We start from the raw sequence: 17131 nt of genomic DNA, 5'->3' as shown, positions 1-17131 counted from the left end.
TCCGCTGAAGCACCTCGACGGCGACCTGGTCGCCCGCACGTACACCAGCCTCGGAGCCGGGCCGCGCCCGGCCGGCGAGGCGAGGCAAGGAGATCCGCACGCATGACCACGTCCGCATCCCCGGCCCGTGGGGGAACCGAAGCGATATCCGCACCGGCGCCGGCCGGGAGACTGACGCATCGTCAGATCATGACGATTCTCAGCGGCCTGATGCTGGGCATGTTCCTCGCCGCGCTCGACCAGACCATCGTCAGCACCTCGATCCGGACCATCGCCGACGATCTGCACGGCCTCAGCTCCCAGGCGTGGGTCACCACCGCCTACCTGATCACCTCGACGATCAGCACGCCGCTGTACGGCAAGCTCTCCGACCTCTACGGCCGCAAGCCCTTCTTCCTGGCGGCCATCACGATCTTCATCGCGGGCTCGGCGGCCTGTTCGTTCGCCACCTCGATGACGGAGCTGTCCGCCTTCCGGGCCTTCCAGGGCATCGGCGCGGGCGGCCTGATGTCACTGGCGCTGGCGATCATCGGTGACATCGTGCCGCCCCGCGAGCGCGCCCGGTACCAGGGCTACATGCTGGCGATGTTCGGCTCCTCCAGCGTGCTCGGCCCGCTGATCGGCGGTTTCCTCGCGGGCCGCAGCAGCATCCTGACCATCGCCGGCTGGCGCTGGGTGTTCCTGGTCAACGTGCCGGTCGGCATCATCGCGCTCTTCGTCGTCGCCAAGGTGCTGAACCTCCCGCACACCCGGCGCGAGCACCGCATCGACTGGTGGGGCGCGCTCACCATCGCCGTCGGCGTGGTGCCGCTGCTGCTCGTGGCCGAGCAGGGCCAGGACTGGGGCTGGACCTCCACCAGGGCCTACGTCTGCTACGGCGTCGGCGTGCTCGGCCTGCTGGTGTGGGTCCTCGTCGAGCGGGCGATGGGCGAGGAGGCCCTGATCCCGATGCGGCTGTTCCGCAGCGCGGTGTTCAGCAAGATGAGCCTGCTGTCCGTCCTCATCGGCATGGGCATGTTCGGCGGGATGATGATGGTCCCGCTGTACCTGCAGATCGTGAAGGGCGTCAGCCCCACCAAGTCCGGCCTGCTGATGCTGCCGCTCATGGTCGGCATGATCGCCGGCACCATCGTGGTCGGCCGGATCATCCAGAAGACCGGCAAGTACAAGGTCTTCCCGGTCATCGGCACCCTGCTGATCATCGCCGCCATGCTGCTGTTCCACTACCGCGTGCAGTGGGACACCGCCCTTCCGGAGACCATGGCCTACATGGCGCTCTTCGGCGTCGGCCTGAGCGGATGCATGCAGATCCTCACCCTGGCCGTGCAGAACGCCGTCGAGCCCAAGGACATGGGCGTGGCGACCGCGTCGGCCACCTTCTTCCGGCAGATGGGCGGCACCGCCGGTACGGCCGTCTTCCTCTCCGTGCTGTTCAGCACCGTCGGCGACAAGATCGGCTCGGCGTTCCGGGCCGCGTACCGGACGCCCGCGTTCCAGGCCGCGCTGCACGACCCGGCCGTACGGGCCAACCCGGCGAACAAGCCGGTGCTGGAGATGTTCCAGCACCCCGGCGCGGGCGGCGGCAGCGGCTCGGGCGTGCTCGACGACTCCTCGTTCATCCAGCGGCTCGACCCGCGCCTGGCCGAGCCGTTCAAGGTCGGCTTCACCGACTCCATGCAGCTGGTGTTCATCATCGCGGCGGCCGTGATGGCGCTGGGCTTCCTGGTCGCCGTGTGGACCAAGGAGGTGCCGCTGCGCAAGGTCTCCGGACTGGAGGCGCGCGCCGCGGAGGAGGAGTCCACCGGCCCGGCCCCCGAGCCGACCGCGACCACTCCCGCCGCACCCGCCGCGACCACGCCCGACGAGCCTGCCGCGACCACGCTCGCCGAGCCCGCCGCCGCGGACCGCACCGCCGACGGCCCGGCCGCCGGTGACGCCCGGCCCGCCGAGCCGGCCGGCGACCGCTTCGCGCCCGTCCGGGGCCCCGGGCGCCACCGCGTCCACGGCCGCGTGCTGGACGGCACCGGCGCCCCCGTGCCGCAGGCCGTGATCACGCTGATCGACGTCGGTGGACGGCAGCTCGGCCGCGCGGTCAGCGGCGCGGACGGGGCCTACGCCCTGGACGCCACCGCACCGGGCACCTATGTACTGATCGGCGCCGCGGGCTCCCGTCAGCCGCAGGCCGTGACGGTCCTCGTCGGCGACGAGCCGGTCGCGTGCGACCTCGCGCTGAGCGGCACCGTCGCCCTCACCGGCACGGTCCGCGACGCCGCCGAGGGGCGCCCGCTGGCCGGCGCCCTGCTGGTCGCCACCGACGTGCGCGGCGAGGTGGTGTCCTCCGGCACCTCGGCCGCCGACGGCGCCTTCGTCCTGGCCGACCTGGTCCCCGGCGGCTACACCCTCGTGGTGAACGCGCCCGGACACCGCCCGGCCGCCCTCCCGGTCGAGGTCACCCCGGGAGCCACGGACCCGTACGAGGTCCGTCTGGAGCCCGGCGCCCGCATCAACGGCGTCGTCAGCACCCCCGCCGGCGGGCCCCTCCACGACGCCAAGGTCACCCTGCTGGACTCGGCGGGCAACGTGGTCGGCTCCACCGTCACCGGCCCCGACGGCGCGTACGGGTTCACCGACCTGGACAACGGCGAGTACACCGTCATCGCCGGCGGCTACGCCCCGGTCGCCGCGTCGCTGCACCTGGACGGCAGCGCGGTCACCGACTTCGACCTGGAGCTGTCCCACGAGGAGCAGTCCCGCTAGGGGCGACCGCGCCCCCAGCCCCGCCGGAACCTCCCGGCGGGGCTTTCCCATGCGGACGGCCAGGACGCGTGCCGGGAGGCTCACCCGGCACGCCCCGCAGCGACACGGCCGCCGCCCCGGCCGGCGCCGCGATGCCCTCCGTGCTCCCGGCGCCCCTGCTCGCGGCGAGCCCGTCACCCGAACAGCCGAGTCCTCCTGGCCGCCGCGCCGTACGACCCGGATGGTCGAAAGAGGTCATGCGGACGACACCCACACCGCCCGCCCCGCAAGAAACGGAGCGCGACCATGACGGCACAGCCTCACTCCGGGACGTCCTCGCGCGGCTACGGCACCGGCAACAGCCCCTGGGCCACCGGTGGCGCCACCTTCGCCGGCGTTCTGCTGCTCCTCAACGGCGTCCTGGCCGTCTTCCAGGGCATCTCCGCGATCGCCAGGGACGACGTTTACGCCCGCCTCGGCGACTACGTCTACAAGATCAACCTCACCGGCTGGGGGTGGATCCTGCTCGTCCTCGGCGTCATCGCCGCCTTCGCCGGCTGGGGCATCCTCTCCGGCGCCGCGTGGGCGCGGGTGGTCGGTATCGCGCTGGCGTCCCTGAGCCTCATCGCCCAGTTCCTGTTCCTGCCGTACGCGCCGGTGTGGTCGGTGATCATGATGGCCATCGACGTGTTCGTGATCTGGTCCCTCGCCGCCTACCAGCCGGAGCCCGCGCGACGATGACGCGCCGGCCGCGCCGGTCCGCCACGCCCGCTCCTCTCCGTCGCCGCACTCGTCACCGGGTGCGGCGACGGTGCGCGCGCGAAGGGGACTGCGGCAATGGGGCGGCGCGAGCGATCCCTCCGACGGCAGCACCGCCGTCCTCGGCACCCCCGGTGCGACCTGCGCCTGCTGATCGTGTGATCCCGGCCGCTACCCTGCACGCTGCACGCTGCTCCGGCCGGACACCGCCGCCCGGATCCGCGACGCCCTGCCCGTGCCGGGCAGCCCTGCCGGCCTCGCCGCCGAAGCGCATCCGAACAGGAGCCGGAGTGAGTGACAGCATCGAGTGGCTCGGCGGCCACTGCTTCGAGAAACCGATGGGTGGTCCCGGTATGCGTGGCGGGGTGTCGCTGACCGCCGTGCGTGGTCTTCCGGCGGAGGACCTCCTGCGGCGCCTGGGTGCCGGGGACGACCGGATCGGCGTACGTGCGCACTACCGCGATTTCGATCCGCTGTCCGTGGACGACCCGTGGACCCCCTGCATGTACGGCACGTCCGGTGAGTGGTCGTACGTCCTGGAGGATTCCGGGGTGTGCGCCTGGTATCAGCACTGGGCCGACGGCAACGGTTCCGTGCTCCCGCGTGACGGCGAGGAGTTCGTGTGCCTGTACGCGAACGCCGCGGTGCAGCCGTCGTGGTTGTTCTACGCGCCCGGTGACGGCGGCCTGCTGCACACGGAGTTCCGGCACAGCCTGGCGGGTCCTGCTCCGGCTGGTGACTCCGACAGGACTCGCCGGCTCGACAGCCGGATGCGGAGCAACGGCGCCGTATGGCCGGACCCGGGCGAGTTCCCCTCGCGTGAGGCCTGGCGCGCTTTTGTGGAGCAGAGCTCCGCCGGGCTGCACGCGGCCGTATGGAGGTCGGCCGGCGAGCACACCGGCCTGACGATTCCCAGAGACGCGGTCGAGACGGGCGGTCTTCCCGTGGCCCTGCTGGTGGATCCGTTCATGTGACAGGCGATGACCACGCGGCCCGGATCTTCGCCCGGCAATGACCGCCGCCGTCACGCACTACCGGACCAGGCAGGGCCGCTTGGGGTCGAACTTCCAGTCGTCCACCAGGTACTGCATGCCGAGCGCGTCGTCCCGGGCGCCCAGCCCCTTCTCCTTGTACAGCTCGTGGGCGGCGAGGAGGCGGTCCAGGTCGAGTTGGACACCGAGGCCGGGGGCATCGGGTACCGCGATCTCGCCGTCGACGATGCGGGGCGGGGCCACGGTGAGCTGCTCCAGGCCCTCCTGCCAGATCCAGTGCGTGTCAAGGGCGTTGTACGCGCCGGGCGCGGCGGCTCCGCAGTGCGTGACCATGGCCAGGGAGATGTCGAAGTGGTTGTTGGAGTGACAGCCCCAGGTCAGGCCCATGGCGTTGCAGAGCTGGGCCACCCGTACCGAGCCCTGCATGGTCCAGAAGTGCGGGTCGGCCAGCGGGATGGAGACCGACTGGAGGGCGAGGGCATGGGTGAGCTGCCGCCAGTCGGTGGCGATCATGTTGGTCGCGGTGGGCAGCCCTGTCGCGCGGCGGAACTCGGCGAGAACCTCACGGCCGGAGTAGCCGTCTTCGGCACCGCAGGGGTCCTCGGCGTAGGCGAGGGTCCCGACGAGAGGCGCGCAGAGTTCGACGGCCTCGCGCAGCGACCACGCCCCGTTGGGGTCGAGGGTGATCCGCGCCTCGGGGAAGCGTTCCTTGAGCGCGCGTACCGCCTTGACCTCCTCGGTGCCTTCGAGGACACCGCCCTTCAGTTTGAAGTCGCGGAAGCCGTACAGGTCGTGGGTGGCCTCGGCCTGGCGGACGATCGCCTCGGGGGTCAGGGCTTCCTCGTGGCGGATGCGGTACCAGTCGACCTCCGCGTCGGGGGCGCGGACGTAGTCCAGGTCGGTACGGCCGGGGTCGCCGACGTAGAAGAGGTAGCCCAGGACCCGTACGCTGTCGCGCTGTTGACCGTCTCCCAGGAGAGCCGCGACCGGCACGTCGAGGTGCTGGCCCAGAAGGTCCAGGAGCGCCGACTCCACCGCGGTGACGGCGTGCACGGTGGTGCGCAGGTCGAAGGTCTGGGCGCCGCGGCCGCCGGCGTCGCGGTCGGCGAAGCGGTGCCGGATCTCGCGCAGGACGCGCTGGTAGTCGCCGATCCTCGCCCCGACCACGAGGGACTCGGCATCGCGCAGGGTCCGGGTGATCTTCTCTCCGCCGGGCACCTCTCCGAGGCCCGTACGGCCCTCGGAGTCGGTCAGGACGACGACGTTGCGGGTGAAGTAGGGGCCGTGGGCGCCGGACAGGTTGAGCTCCATGCAGTCGCGGCCCGCTACGGGGTAGACGGCGAACGCGGTGATGGTCGGCTGCTTCGTGCTCATGCTCGTAGCGACTTCCTTGTGAGGGAGCGGGGCGGGTGGCGGTGAGGTCCCGGTGTCAGAGGCCGAGGGTGCTGATGGTCCACTGGCCGGCCAGTACACCGCCGAGACCGAGGACGGCCAGCACCGTGGTGTACGACGTACGGACCTTGATCGCCTGGACGACGGAGAGGTTGAAGTACTCCTTGAACAGCCAGAAGCCGGGGTCGTTGACGTGCGAGAAGGCGATCGACCCGCAGGAGACGGCGAGCACCATCATCTCGGGGCTCACGCCGCTTCCGGCGAGCAGCGGCAGGACCACCCCGGAGGCCGTGACGACGGCGACGGTCGCCGAGCCGAGCGCCACCCGGAGGATGACGGCGATCAGCCAGGCGAGGACGAGCGGGGATATGGACCAGGAGTGGGTGACGTCCTTGATGTAGTCGGAGATGCCGCCCTCGACGAGGACGTTCTTGAAGGCGCCGCCCGCACCGATCACCAGCAGGATCATCGCCATCGCCTGGGCCGCGGAGGTGCACGAGGCGCTGACGTCGGACATGCTGCGGCCGATCCTCGGTCCGAACGCCCAGATCGCCAGGATCAGGGTCAGCAGCAGCGCGATGGGCGCCGAGCCGATGAACGCGACGGTGTGCAGGAGGGGGCTCTCACCGGAGACGGCCATGTCGGTGACCGAGGCACCGGCGATGAGGACGACGGGGAAGAGCGCCACGGACAGTGACCAGCCGAGGCCCGGCATCTCCTCGTCGGTGAACTCGCGTTCGCTGACGAGGCCGCTGGGGATGGCGGGATTCATCGCCTTGACGAACGGCAGGCGGGGCCAGAGCAGTGCGATGAGGGCACCGACCGGCACCGCGATGAACAGGCCGTAGAAGAGGGTCAGTCCGACGGAGGCGTGGAAGGTGGCCGCGACGGCGGTGGGACCGGGGTGGGGCGGCAGGAAGCTGTGCATCGTGGACAGGGCGATCGACATCGGCAGCCCGACCCACAGCAGCTTCGCGCCGGTCACCCTGACCAGGGTGAACGCGATGGGCACGATGATGATGAAGGCCACCTCGTAGAACATGGTCACACCGATGAGCATGGAGGTGACCACCATGGCGACCTGCACCCAGCGCGGCCCGAACGCGTCGAGGAGCCTGGAGGCGATCCGCTGGGCGGCGCCGGAGTCCCCCATGACGCGGCCGACCATGGCACCGAGCCCGATGGTGAGCATCGTGTCACCGATCTGCCCGCCGATGCCGTCCGAGAGGACGTTCGGGATGTCCTTCACCGGGATGCCCTGCACCAGGGCGACACCGACCGCCACCAGCAACAGGGCCGCGAAGCCGTTCAGTTTCAGTCTGGTCATGAGCAGCAGCAGGACCAGAACACTGATCGCGACTACGACGAGCGGCATGTCAGCTCCCCTTTGAACTGTGGAGTGGAGCAGCCGGACCTCACGGGCACTCGGGCGCGGTACGGCTGGGAGGCACTGCTGCGATGCGGATGCGGCAGTACTCGGCGGCGTTCTTGCGGTGTTCCGGGACGTTCCGCGGCGTGGGGGGGGGGGGGGGGGGGGGGGGCGGCGCCCGGCCCGGCGGCTCACGGCTCGGCGGCCGGCGACACCATCGGGTTGCCCGAGCGGCGCGGCTCGTCCTGCCGGACGGGAGCAGGCATGGTCGATCTCCTGGGCCTGGGGATTCCGGCAGCGATGCCGCATGCGGTCCGAGCCACGGAACCGGTGGCTGAGTTGACCGTAGAGAGGGTTTGGATCGGCGTCTAAGTCGAATTTTGTTGGCTGCCATACCTTGGCTGTATGGCAGCCGCCGCCAGTGATGTCCCGGCCGGGCGGGGGCGGGGCCGCCGCGGTGTCACAGGTGCCGCAGAAGTGCCTCGAGCGCCGGGTTGTCGTTGCTCTCGCGCCACACGTAGTCCAGTTCCACCGGCTGCGGCTCCGGCAGGTCCACCGGCCGGAAGACGATGCCGCCGTAGCGCATCCGGACCGCGCCCTCGGGTACGAGGGCGATGCCCCAGCCTCCGTTCACCAGGGCCAGCATGCTGTGCACCTGGGTGAGGTACTGGGTGAACACCGGCTGTGCTCCCGCCGAACGGAAGACGCTGACCAGCAGCTCATGGAAGTAGCGGGCCTCGATGGGCGAGTACATGAGGAAGTCCTCGCCGGTGAGGTCCTCGACGTGCAGGGGTTCCGTGCCGGCCGCCAGCCGGTGCCCGGCGGGCAGGGCCGCCACCAGGCCCTCCCGCACGGCAGGCCGGGAAACGAGGTCCGGACCCGTGGCCGACGGGCGGGCCAGCCCGAGGTCGAGCGAGCCTTCGCCGAGAGCCTTGAGCTGGTCGCGGGTGACGAGCTCCTGCAGGAGGATCTCGACCCCGGGCAGCGCCGCCTGGGCGGTCTCCAGCAGGCCGCCGAGCGCGGAGTAGGCGCTGGCCGCCGTGAAGCCGACGGCGATCGCCCCCGCCTCTCCGGTGGAGACGCGGCGCACGGCGAGCGTGGCGTGCTCGGACTGGTGCAGGATGCGACGAGCCTCGGTCAGGAAGGTCCGGCCGGCCGGGGTGAGCCTGACCGTGCGGTTGGTCCGGTCGAGCAGCTGGACGCCGAGGTCGTTCTCCAGCAACTGGATCTGCCGGCTCAGCGGTGGCTGTGTCATGTTCAGGCGCTCCGCGGCACGCGTGAAATGCAGTTCCTCCGCGACCGCCACGAAGCTCGTCAGCTGGGCCAGCGTGAACATTGATGCTCTCCAGGTATTGCAGGATCCAAAACCGGTGTTGGACGTGAATCATTGACGACCGTAGCGTCACGTTCAGAGGGACGCGGGGGCCGCCCCCTGCGAGACGGCCGCGAGGTGTCAGAGCGAGCCGCTCCCTCGCAAACCTCCAGGATCGAAGTGGTGAGCACGATGAACACGACGCAGGACGGCCGGCCCACGCAGCGTGCGGGAGAGGCGACGACCGACCGGATCGCATGGCTTCGGCTGTCCTCGGTTGCCCTCCCGCTGGCCGCGCCGATCAGTGACGCGAAGGTGTTCACCGGCCGGCAGAAACCGATGACGGAGGTGGCGGTCCTCTTCGTGGAGATCGTCACCGAACAGGGCCACGAAGGACTGGGGTTCAGCTACTCGAAGCGAGCCGGGGGCCCCGGCCAGTTCGCCCACGCCAGGGAGATCGCCGAGGAGGTGATCGGTGAGGACCCCAGTGACATCGCCAGGATCTGGACCAAGCTGGTGTGGGCGGGAGCGTCGGTGGGCCGCAGCGGCCTGGCCACGCAGGCGATCGCCGCGTTCGACGTGGCGCTGTGGGACCTGAAGGCCAAGCGGGCCGGACTGCCGCTGGCGAAACTCCTGGGCGCGCACCGGGACTCCGTCCGCTGCTACAACACCTCGGGAGGCTTCCTGCACGTCCCGACCGAGCAGGTCCTGGACAACGCGGCCGCTTCCCTGGCCGACGGCATCGGCGGTATCAAGATCAAGGTCGGACACCCCGACAGCCGGTACGACCTCGCCCGCCTGACCGCCGTACGCGAGCGTGTCGGTGACGACACCCCTCTCATGGTCGATGCCAACCAGCAGTGGGACCGGGCCACGGCGCAGCGCATGGGCCGTGCCCTGGAGGAGTTCGGCCTGGTCTGGATCGAAGAGCCCCTCGACGCCTACGACGTCCAGGGCCACGCCGCGCTGGCCGCCTCCCTGGACACCTTCGTGGCCACCGGCGAGATGCTGTCCAGCGTCGCCGAACACGCCGAGCTGATCCGTCACCGGGCCGCCGACGTCATCCAGCCGGACGCTCCTCGCATCGGCGGCATCACCCAGTTCCTCAAGCTCGCCGTGCTGGCCGAACAGCACCACCTCCAGCTCGCGCCGCACTTCGCCATGGAGATCCACCTCCACCTCGCCGCCGCCTACCCGATCGAGCCCTGGGTGGAGCACTTCGACTGGCTGGAGCCGCTCTTCAACGAGCGCGTCACCATCCGCGACGGCCGCATGCACATCTCCGCCCGCCCCGGGCTCGGCGTCACGCTGACCGACAAGGCCCGCGCCTGGACCGTCGCCACCTTCGAAGCGGGCGCCCGCCCCTGACGCCGGGAGCCGGCGCGGGCGGCGCCGGAACGGACAGCCGGGCCGCCCGCGCCGCACACCCCCTGCCCCCGGCGAACGGCCGTCGACGGCGGGCACCGGCACGACACCGCACCGCACCCCGCCCCCCTCACGCACGACCTTCAGGAGCACTCCCATGACGTCCTTCACCCCCGCAGAGCTCGGCCGGCGCATCGGCTCCGGGCTGCTGTCCTTCCCGGTGACGCACTTCCGTGACGACCTGTCCTTCGACGAGGCGGCCTACCGCGAGCACGTCGTAAGGCTGTCCAAGTACGACGTCGGCGGGCTGTTCGCCGCCGGCGGCACGGGTGAGTTCTTCTCCCTCACCCCCAGCGAGGTCGAGAGCGTGGTCGCCGCGGCGGCCGACAGCGCCCCGGACGGCACCCCGATCCTGGCCCCCGCCGGGTACGGCACCGCCACCGCCATCGAGTTCGCCGCCGCGGCCGAACGGGCCGGCGCCGACGGCATTCTGCTCTTCCCGCCCTACCTCACCGAAGCCGGTCAGGAGGGCCTGGCCCGGCACGTCGAGGCGGTCTGCCGTGCCACGTCTCTCGGCGTGGTCGTCTACAGCCGTGCCAACGCGGTCTACTCCGCCGACACCGTCGCCCGCCTGGCGGACACCTGCCCCAACCTCGTCGGGTACAAGGACGGCGTGGGCGACATCGACACGGTCACCCGGATCCACGCACGGCTGGGTGACCGCCTCACGTACATCGGCGGCCTGCCCACCGCGGAGACCTTCGCCCTGCCCTACCTCCAGCTGGGGGTGACGACCTACTCGTCGGCCATCTTCAACTTCCTTCCGGAATTCGCCCTCGCCTTCTACGCCGCCGTACGGGAGCAGCGGCAGGCCGACGTCACCAGGATGCTCTCGGCCTTCGTCCTGCCGTACACCGAGATCCGCAACCGCCAGGCCGGGTACGCGGTCAGCATCGTGAAAGCCGGCATGGCGGCGACCGGCCGGAGCGCCGGACCGGTCCGGCCTCCGCTGACCGACCTGACTCCGCAGGAGCACGACTCCCTGTCGGCCCTGATCGCCCGAGTGCCCACCGCCTGATCCACGCCTCCACCGCGTGAACTGTGCCCCTGCCCGGGAATCAGGCTTCGCCCATGAGCAGCGCCCCCGCCCCTTCGCCCCATTCGCCGGCGACCGATCTGACGGCGGCCATGTTCATCGCCGGTGAACGAATCACCGGTGCGGGCGCCGAGGTCCGTCGGCTTGCCGCGCTGAAGTCCGAGTCGGCGTCCTAGCCCAGGTGCGGGTCGTGAACTGTCTGGAGGAGTGGAAGGCGGGCGGCCTGTCTGGCTCGGGCTGGTCAACGACGCGGAAGCAGCCATCGACATCGCTGCGTGGGTGGGGGCAGGCGGGCCGGGACTTGCCGAACCGCCAGACATCCTGGACCTGTACGAGTTCACCCCGGCGCGTCGCGTACGACGCGCCGTTGAGGAATGAGTGGGCTCTTGGCAGCCGCCATGAAGCGCCGTCCGTAGACGGTTCTTGCGGTTACGACGTATCACCGCGCCACATGGCTGGGTGTCCTGGCCGCCGCGATCGCGGCGCCAAGTCGACCGGCGCCTCGATTCAGCCCTCGGGGCGCAACCCTGCCAGGGTGACGGCGACGAGCCGGTGGACGGCGGCCTCGGAGGGCAGGCCGCCTGCGGCGGTGAGGGCGTGCAGGCAGTAGCCCGACAGTTCCTCCGGGGCGATGTCGTCGCGGAGCTCGCCGGCCTGGGCGGCCTCGGTCAGCAGGTCCTGGAACAGCTCGACGAGTTGCCGTTGCGCGGGGGCGATGTGCTCGGGGCGGTGTACGAGGGCCGCCAGCTCCTGGTTGCCATGCCGCCCGCGGTGGTGGCAGATGAGCGCGTACTGCTCCAGCACCGCCGCCAGTCGCTCGCCCGCGCCGCCCGGCCGGTTGCGGAGGTCGGTGAGCCGGCGCAGGTGATCGGTGACGTGCCGGTCGTGGTGGGCGACCAGGATCGCCTCGACGTCCGGGAAGTACTTGTAGAGCGTCGCCCGCCCGATGCCGGTCTTCTCCGCGATCTGCGACATCGTCACCGACAGCAGCCCGCGCTCCGCCACCAGCTCCCAGGTGGCGTCCAGGATCGCCTCACGCACCGTACGGCGATGCTCTTCGATCGTCTCGTTCCACAACTTCGGCACCCTGCAAAGATACGTGATGCCGATGGCATGACACTCTGGATTGACAGAGACAGTCTGTATCGATAAAGCTCGGTGGCGGAGCCCGAGCCGCCGAGCGGGCCGATCAACCTGCCAGGAGGGCCCCTCATGCCCGACACGCCCCCTTACCATCACCCCGGCGCCGGGAATCCATGGCGCAGGCCCGATGACCTGTACGCAGGCAGGCCGCCGTGGGACATCGGCCGCCCGCAGCCGGCCTTCCTCGCCCTCGCCGAAGCCGGGGCCATCCAGGGCCGGGTGTTGGACGTGGGCTGTGGCACCGGCGAGCACGTTCTGATGGCCGCCGGTCTCGGCCTCGACGCCACCGGTGTGGACCTCGCGTCCCGGGCAATCGACGCGGCCGAGAAGAAGGCGGGCGAGCGCGGCCTCACCGCGCGCTTCCTGCTCCACGACGCCCGCCGTCTCGCCGGTCTCGGGGAGTACTTCGACACGGTGCTGGACTGCGGACTGTTCCACATCTTCGACGACACCGGCCGATCCGCCTTCGTCAGCAGCCTCCGCTCCGTGGTGAGGCAGGGCGGCCACTACTGCATGCTGTGCTTCAGCGACCGGCAGCCCGGCGAGCAGGGACCGCGGCGAGTGACCCGGGGCGAGATCGAGACCGCGTTCGCCGAGGGGTGGCGGATCGACTCCGTCGAACCCGCCACGATCGACATCACCACCGACCCGGACGGCATCCGGGCCTGGCTCGTGGCCGTCACCAGGATCTGAACCTCTCCCGGGCCGGCCCCTGCGCCGGCGGAGGAGCTCGTCTCGGCGCCCGTGTCGAGCGCCGTGCCCCGCGGTCCAGAAAGGAATCCCATGCCGACCGCCGAAGCCCTCGTCCCGACCGATCGGGCGAGTCGCTACCTCGTACAACTCTGCCGTCACCTCAGCCGGATGAGCGGGATGCGCCACCGGCCGCCTGTCGCTCACGGTGGCGGCCAGATGCCGCCCGAGGTGCGGCACGTCGACTACTCCGAGACCCACGGGACCATCCGCTTCGCCCAGGGCCTGTGCACGCTGCAGGCAGCTCCGGACGCGCTCACGCTACGCATCGAAGCCGATGACGCCGACACCATGCAGCGACTCCGGAACGGCATCGCCGGACGCATCGAGAAGATCGGCCGCCGCGACCAGTTGACGGTGACCTGGAGTCCGCTCCAGGCGCCGGAAGGCGCACCCGCTGAGCCTGTCGGCACCACAGCCGTGCCTGCCACAGGAGTCGTCAAGCGCCGGGGGATCGGCAAGGCGATAGGACTGGGCGCGGTCGGCGTCGCGGTCGTCGCCCTGCACCTGGGGCTGGGTGGAGCCGTACTGGCTGCCTCGTCGTGGACCAGCTGGGGCGTCAACGCCATCCTGGCGATCGTCCTCCTGAAGCTTCTCTTCATGGGCGGCCATGTGGTCCTGGGCCGCGTCGGCATACGTGCCGTCAACCGCAGGCGACGGCACACCCTTCCCCACCGTCCGGCCCCGACGGACGCACCTTCCGGACGATGAGTCCGGCCGAACCACCGATGGACCTGCTCGCGAAGTCGATCTCGGAACGAAGGGCGTACTCCAACGCACGTGCCAGCCACAGCAGTTCGGTCCGGTCGACGCCATCGGGGACGTACTCGTCCTGGAGGAGCATCCGGCCGGTGGTCACGGTGCCGGTCTTGTCGAGGATCACGGTGTCGACTCGGCGGGTCGACTCCAGGACCTCGGGGCCCTTGTCGAGGGCTGAGTGCTCCGGCGATCCCCGCGCTTCCCTGACCGGGCTCAGCCCGGCCTGCTCAGCCGACTGCGGGACCGAAACTCCGACACGAACGTCTACTCTGCGCTGTGGGCGTTGTACCTGCACCGGTATCAGCGGCGCGAGGTTATGCCGTGTGTTAGCCTTATGCGTTTGCGTGGTCGTCGCGGTGGGCGATTCTGTCTGTTCCGTTCGGCTTGTGCGTGGGCCGTTCAAACCTGCCGGGCCTTCCTCGGTAAGTTCCCTTGCGGAAGGCTGTTCATGAAGCATCCCAATGACTCCGGCATCGCTCACGGCAGTCCCGCCCAGCCTGGGGCGACGACCCCGGCGCTGCTCCCGGCCGTCACCTTCGCCGGTCTGGAACTGCCGACGCAGGTTCTGCGGACACTGAGCGAACTCGGGGTGCGCGAACCCTTTCCGATCCAGGCCGCCACATTGCCCGATGCCCTTCAGGGGCGCGACATCCTGGGACGCGGGCGCACCGGATCAGGCAAGACGCTCGCTTTCGGCCTGCCGCTGCTCGCACGCACGGCCGGGCGGCGCGCGGAACCGAAGCAGCCCCTTGCTCTGATCCTGGTGCCTACCCGGGAGCTGGCCCAACAGGTCACCCAGGCGCTGGCGCCGTACGCCGAGGCACTGCGGTTGCGGATCGCCACGGTCGTCGGCGGAACGTCGATCGGCCGGCAGGTCGCCGCGCTGCGTCAGGGAGCCGAGGTGGTCGTAGCCACCCCCGGACGCCTGCACGACCTGATCGAGCGCAAGGCCTGCCGCCTGGGACGGGTGAGAATCACCGTGCTGGACGAGGCCGACCAGATGTCCGACCTGGGCTTCCTGCCGCAGGTGGTCGACGTGCTCGACCAGGTGCAGCCCGACGGTCAGCGGATGCTGTTCTCGGCCACTCTCGATCGCGACGTCGATCAGCTGGTCCGCCGCTACCTCCACGACCCCATCGTCCACTCCGTCGACCCGGCCGCGGGCACGGTCACGACGATGGAGCACCACGTTCTGGTCGTCCACGGCCCTGACCGCTACGCCGTCATCACGGAAATCGCCGCCCGCGACGGCCGCGTACTGCTGTTCCTCGACACGAAGCACGCCGTGGACCAGCTCACCCGGCATCTGCGGGCCAGCGGGGTGCACGCCGGGGCCCTGCACAGCGGCAAGTCCCAGCCACAGCGCACACGGACCCTGGCGCAGTTCAAGAACGGCCAGATCACCGTTCTGGTGGCGACCAATGTCGCGGCCCGTGGCCTGCACGTCGACGACCTCGATCTCGTGGTGAACGTCGACCCGCCCACCGATGCCAAGGACTATGTGCACCGGGCGGGCCGTACCGCCCGCGCCGGTGAGTCCGGCAGCGTGGTCACGCTCGTGCTGGCGGGCCAGCGCCGTGAGACGAGCCGCATGATGGCCGGGGCCGGCGTCGAGCCGACTGTCACCAAGGTGCGCTCGGGCGAGGCGGAGCTGAGCCGGATCACCGGCGCCAGGACTCCCTCCGGGATCCCGCTCGACGGCGAGCCCGCCGTCCCCCGGCCCAAGAACACCAACGCCCCCTTCCGCGGCCTCGGCACCAGCAAGGGCACTTCCCGCGGCACCGGCGGCAAGTCCCGAAAGGCGGGCGAGGCCCGCAAGCTCGCCGAGGCCCGCAGGGCCGCCCTCGTGCGTCGCAACGGCTGAGAGCCTTTGCCCTGGCAGCCTGGCCACGGGATCGACAACCCTCGGCCCGGCCCGAAGCCGTCCTGTGTGCCTCACCCACGGAGTCAACGCCTTTGACCGCGAGAGGGATGCCGCCGAAACGGAGCAGGATGATGTCGCGGGCGCCTCGCACTGCGCCCGGCATGACAAGCTGTGCTTGCCCATCCCCCCGAACCCAGGAGGTCACCATGACCGCAGAGCCCGTATCTACGGAAGGTTCGGAGCCGGCTGCCGCCGAGACGTCCCCTCTGGAGCCGGACAGCGACGGCAACTACGACCTCAAGCGCAAGTTCCGCGAAGCCCTGGCGCGCAAGCGCGGTGCGCAGGCGGATGCCGCTGATGTTGCCGCCAAGTCCGACGCATCGAAGGTGCGTTCGGCGCACGGCCCGGCTGCGAGCCAGCGGTCGTTCCGGCGCAAGAGCGGCGGCTGAGTCGATGAGTCCCGCGATGTGACCGCTTCACCGGCACTCGCGCTGTCCACTCGCGCGTCCGGTGCAGTGGCCCGCGACGCGCGCATGCCCGTGCGCGCGTCGCGGGCGGGGCGTAGCCGGGGGACTCGCCTGGCAGTTGACGATGCGCTGACCACGGGTTCCCGTCAGTCCGCAAGGGACCGCCGACAGCGTCGGGCGGCCGGGCGCTCCTCATGCCACCTTGATGACAACCTTGCCCGAGGTGTGGCCGTTCTCGACGGTGGCGAGGGCGGCCGGGGCGTCGGAGAGCGGATGGACCGCGGTGATCACGGGTGCGAGGACTCCGTCGAGGGCCAGCCGGGCAGACCGCTCCAGGTTCTCGCGGTCGACGCGACGCTCGACGAAACGCCCACCGAGATCGGGCACAGACATATCACCCACAGCGATGACGTTACGGGGATCCTGGGCCAGCGGAGCGACCGTCCGCAGCGAGGCGCCTCCGACCAGGTCGACGATCCCGTCGAAGCCGTCCGGAACCAGCTCGCGTGCCGCGGAGACCACGTCCCCGGCCGTGTAATCGATGAACCGCACCCCGATGGCCTCGGCGTGCTCGCGTTTGGCGGTACTCCCGGTGCCGATCACACGCAGCTCGCGCCCGATAGCCAGCCGGGCGACGGCGAGGCCGACCCCGCCCCCGACTCCGTTGACCAGGACCGCGGCACAGGCCGGGAGGCCGAGCTGGTCGAGCACGTCCACCGCGGTCGTCCCGGCCACTGGCAGCGTCGCCGCCACGGTCGCGGACAGACCCGCCGGGATGCGCGCGGTGTTCGGCGCGGACAGCACCGTCGTCTCGGCGTAGGTGCCGCCACCGGTGAGTGCGAAGCCGAAGACCGCGTCGCCCACCTCGAGCCCGTCGACGTCCTCGCCCCGCGCGAGAACCGTTCCTGCTGCCTCCATGCCCAGCACGCGGGGAAACGGACGCCCGCCGTCGAGCCCGTCGACCAGACCCGAGCGCAGAAGGTGGTCGAGGGGATTCACGCCGGCGACCTCGACCCGGATCAGCACCTCGCCGCGACCGGGGACGGGATCGGGACGATCGAAGAACTCCTGCACCTCAGGCCCGCCATACCTGCCGAAACCCCACGCCTGCCCCATCTTCCGCCGCC

15 protein-coding genes and 1 pseudogene are annotated in these 17131 nt (G+C 70.7%); 11 read left to right on the top strand and 5 right to left on the bottom strand.

Going from position 1 to position 17131, the window contains the following annotated elements; translation table 11 throughout:
• Positions 1-102 precede the first annotated feature (102 nt).
• The 3 genes from ACGFZN_RS33910 to ACGFZN_RS33900 all read left to right on the top strand — a co-directional run bounded on the left by ACGFZN_RS33910 (position 103) and on the right by ACGFZN_RS33900 (position 4469).
• On the top strand, positions 103-2757 hold the full coding sequence (locus ACGFZN_RS33910; protein WP_393862294.1) for a DHA2 family efflux MFS transporter permease subunit: 2655 nt from the start codon (positions 103-105) through the stop codon (positions 2755-2757).
• Between the two features lie 285 nt (positions 2758-3042).
• Positions 3043-3477 (top strand): hypothetical protein, encoded by a 435-nt coding sequence (locus ACGFZN_RS33905; protein WP_393862293.1) that lies wholly within the window; start codon positions 3043-3045, stop codon positions 3475-3477.
• Between the two features lie 308 nt (positions 3478-3785).
• Positions 3786-4469, top strand: coding sequence for a hypothetical protein (locus ACGFZN_RS33900; RefSeq protein ID WP_393862292.1), 684 nt, complete (start codon positions 3786-3788; stop codon positions 4467-4469).
• Positions 4470-4526: 57 nt separating this feature from the next.
• On the opposite strand, the gene ACGFZN_RS33895 is transcribed toward ACGFZN_RS33900, so the two are convergent.
• The 3 genes from ACGFZN_RS33895 to ACGFZN_RS33885 form a co-directional block, all read right to left on the bottom strand.
• Positions 4527-5861 (bottom strand): enolase C-terminal domain-like protein, encoded by a 1335-nt coding sequence (locus tag ACGFZN_RS33895; protein ID WP_393862291.1) that lies wholly within the window; start codon positions 5859-5861, stop codon positions 4527-4529.
• A 55-nt stretch (positions 5862-5916) separates the two neighbouring features.
• Positions 5917-7557, bottom strand: a complete 1641-nt coding sequence (locus tag ACGFZN_RS33890) for a gluconate:H+ symporter (RefSeq protein ID WP_393862290.1) — start codon at positions 7555-7557, stop codon at positions 5917-5919.
• A 151-nt stretch (positions 7558-7708) separates the two neighbouring features.
• Entirely contained in the window at positions 7709-8584 is an 876-nt protein-coding gene (locus ACGFZN_RS33885) for a LysR substrate-binding domain-containing protein (protein ID WP_393862289.1), read from the bottom strand.
• A gap of 156 nt (positions 8585-8740) precedes the next feature.
• Between ACGFZN_RS33885 and ACGFZN_RS33880 the strand changes: the two genes are divergently transcribed.
• The 4 genes and pseudogenes from ACGFZN_RS33880 to ACGFZN_RS33865 all read left to right on the top strand — a co-directional run.
• The gene (locus tag ACGFZN_RS33880; protein WP_393862288.1) at positions 8741-9928 is read left to right on the top strand and encodes a mandelate racemase/muconate lactonizing enzyme family protein; all 1188 of its coding nucleotides are present in this window, start codon (positions 8741-8743) and stop codon (positions 9926-9928) included.
• A 154-nt stretch (positions 9929-10082) separates the two neighbouring features.
• Entirely contained in the window at positions 10083-11003 is a 921-nt protein-coding gene (gene kdgD / locus ACGFZN_RS33875; RefSeq protein ID WP_393862287.1) for a 5-dehydro-4-deoxyglucarate dehydratase, read from the top strand.
• Between the two features lie 53 nt (positions 11004-11056).
• On the top strand, positions 11057-11197 hold the full coding sequence (locus ACGFZN_RS33870) for a hypothetical protein (RefSeq protein WP_393862286.1): 141 nt from the start codon (positions 11057-11059) through the stop codon (positions 11195-11197).
• Positions 11198-11222: 25 nt separating this feature from the next.
• Positions 11223-11399: pseudogene (locus ACGFZN_RS33865) on the top strand ((2Fe-2S) ferredoxin domain-containing protein); the annotation flags it as partial.
• 129 nt (positions 11400-11528) lie between these two features.
• Here ACGFZN_RS33865 and ACGFZN_RS33860 read toward each other — a convergent pair.
• Positions 11529-12107 (bottom strand): TetR/AcrR family transcriptional regulator, encoded by a 579-nt coding sequence (locus ACGFZN_RS33860; protein WP_393862285.1) that lies wholly within the window; start codon positions 12105-12107, stop codon positions 11529-11531.
• Positions 12108-12233: 126 nt separating this feature from the next.
• Here ACGFZN_RS33860 and ACGFZN_RS33855 point away from each other — a divergent pair, with 126 nt between their 5' ends.
• From ACGFZN_RS33855 to ACGFZN_RS33840, 4 genes are all read left to right on the top strand, one after another.
• Entirely contained in the window at positions 12234-12857 is a 624-nt protein-coding gene (locus tag ACGFZN_RS33855; RefSeq protein ID WP_393862284.1) for a class I SAM-dependent methyltransferase, read from the top strand.
• A gap of 90 nt (positions 12858-12947) precedes the next feature.
• Positions 12948-13625, top strand: a complete 678-nt coding sequence (locus tag ACGFZN_RS33850; protein ID WP_393862283.1) for a DUF2218 domain-containing protein — start codon at positions 12948-12950, stop codon at positions 13623-13625.
• Between the two features lie 496 nt (positions 13626-14121).
• Positions 14122-15537 carry a DEAD/DEAH box helicase gene (locus ACGFZN_RS33845; RefSeq protein ID WP_393862282.1) on the top strand — a complete coding sequence of 472 codons (1416 nt, stop codon included), beginning with the start codon at positions 14122-14124 and terminating at the stop codon, positions 15535-15537.
• Positions 15538-15743: 206 nt separating this feature from the next.
• Complete coding sequence (locus ACGFZN_RS33840) at positions 15744-15986, top strand: DUF5302 domain-containing protein (RefSeq protein ID WP_393862281.1); 243 nt, start codon at positions 15744-15746, stop codon at positions 15984-15986.
• A 210-nt stretch (positions 15987-16196) separates the two neighbouring features.
• Here the strand turns inward: ACGFZN_RS33840 and ACGFZN_RS33835 are convergent, their stop codons facing one another.
• The gene (locus ACGFZN_RS33835; protein WP_393862280.1) at positions 16197-17078 is read right to left on the bottom strand and encodes an NADP-dependent oxidoreductase; all 882 of its coding nucleotides are present in this window, start codon (positions 17076-17078) and stop codon (positions 16197-16199) included.
• Between the last annotated feature and the right edge of the window lie 53 nt (positions 17079-17131).

Source organism: Streptomyces sp. NPDC048192 (assembly GCF_043202415.1).
In the GTDB taxonomy this organism is placed as follows: Bacteria; Actinomycetota; Actinomycetes; order Streptomycetales; family Streptomycetaceae; genus Streptomyces.
The sequence above is the reverse complement of the archived record's forward strand: the minus strand, read 5'-3'. Positions and strand labels throughout refer to the sequence as shown.

Coding starts and splice junctions, on each gene's coding strand:
- ACGFZN_RS33855 (WP_393862284.1), top strand. CDS start 12,234: ATGCCCGACACGCCCCCTTACCATCACCCCGGCGCCGGGAATCCATGG.
- ACGFZN_RS33890 (WP_393862290.1), bottom strand. CDS start 7,557: ATGCGGCATCGCTGCCGGAATCCCCAGGCCCAGGAGATCGACCATGCC.
- ACGFZN_RS33910 (WP_393862294.1), top strand. CDS start 103: ATGACCACGTCCGCATCCCCGGCCCGTGGGGGAACCGAAGCGATATCC.
- kdgD (WP_393862287.1), top strand. CDS start 10,083: ATGACGTCCTTCACCCCCGCAGAGCTCGGCCGGCGCATCGGCTCCGGG.
- ACGFZN_RS33850 (WP_393862283.1), top strand. CDS start 12,948: ATGCCGACCGCCGAAGCCCTCGTCCCGACCGATCGGGCGAGTCGCTAC.
- ACGFZN_RS33870 (WP_393862286.1), top strand. CDS start 11,057: ATGAGCAGCGCCCCCGCCCCTTCGCCCCATTCGCCGGCGACCGATCTG.
- ACGFZN_RS33840 (WP_393862281.1), top strand. CDS start 15,744: ATGACCGCAGAGCCCGTATCTACGGAAGGTTCGGAGCCGGCTGCCGCC.
- ACGFZN_RS33845 (WP_393862282.1), top strand. CDS start 14,122: ATGAAGCATCCCAATGACTCCGGCATCGCTCACGGCAGTCCCGCCCAG.
- ACGFZN_RS33895 (WP_393862291.1), bottom strand. CDS start 5,861: ATGAGCACGAAGCAGCCGACCATCACCGCGTTCGCCGTCTACCCCGTA.
- ACGFZN_RS33885 (WP_393862289.1), bottom strand. CDS start 8,584: ATGTTCACGCTGGCCCAGCTGACGAGCTTCGTGGCGGTCGCGGAGGAA.
- ACGFZN_RS33905 (WP_393862293.1), top strand. CDS start 3,043: ATGACGGCACAGCCTCACTCCGGGACGTCCTCGCGCGGCTACGGCACC.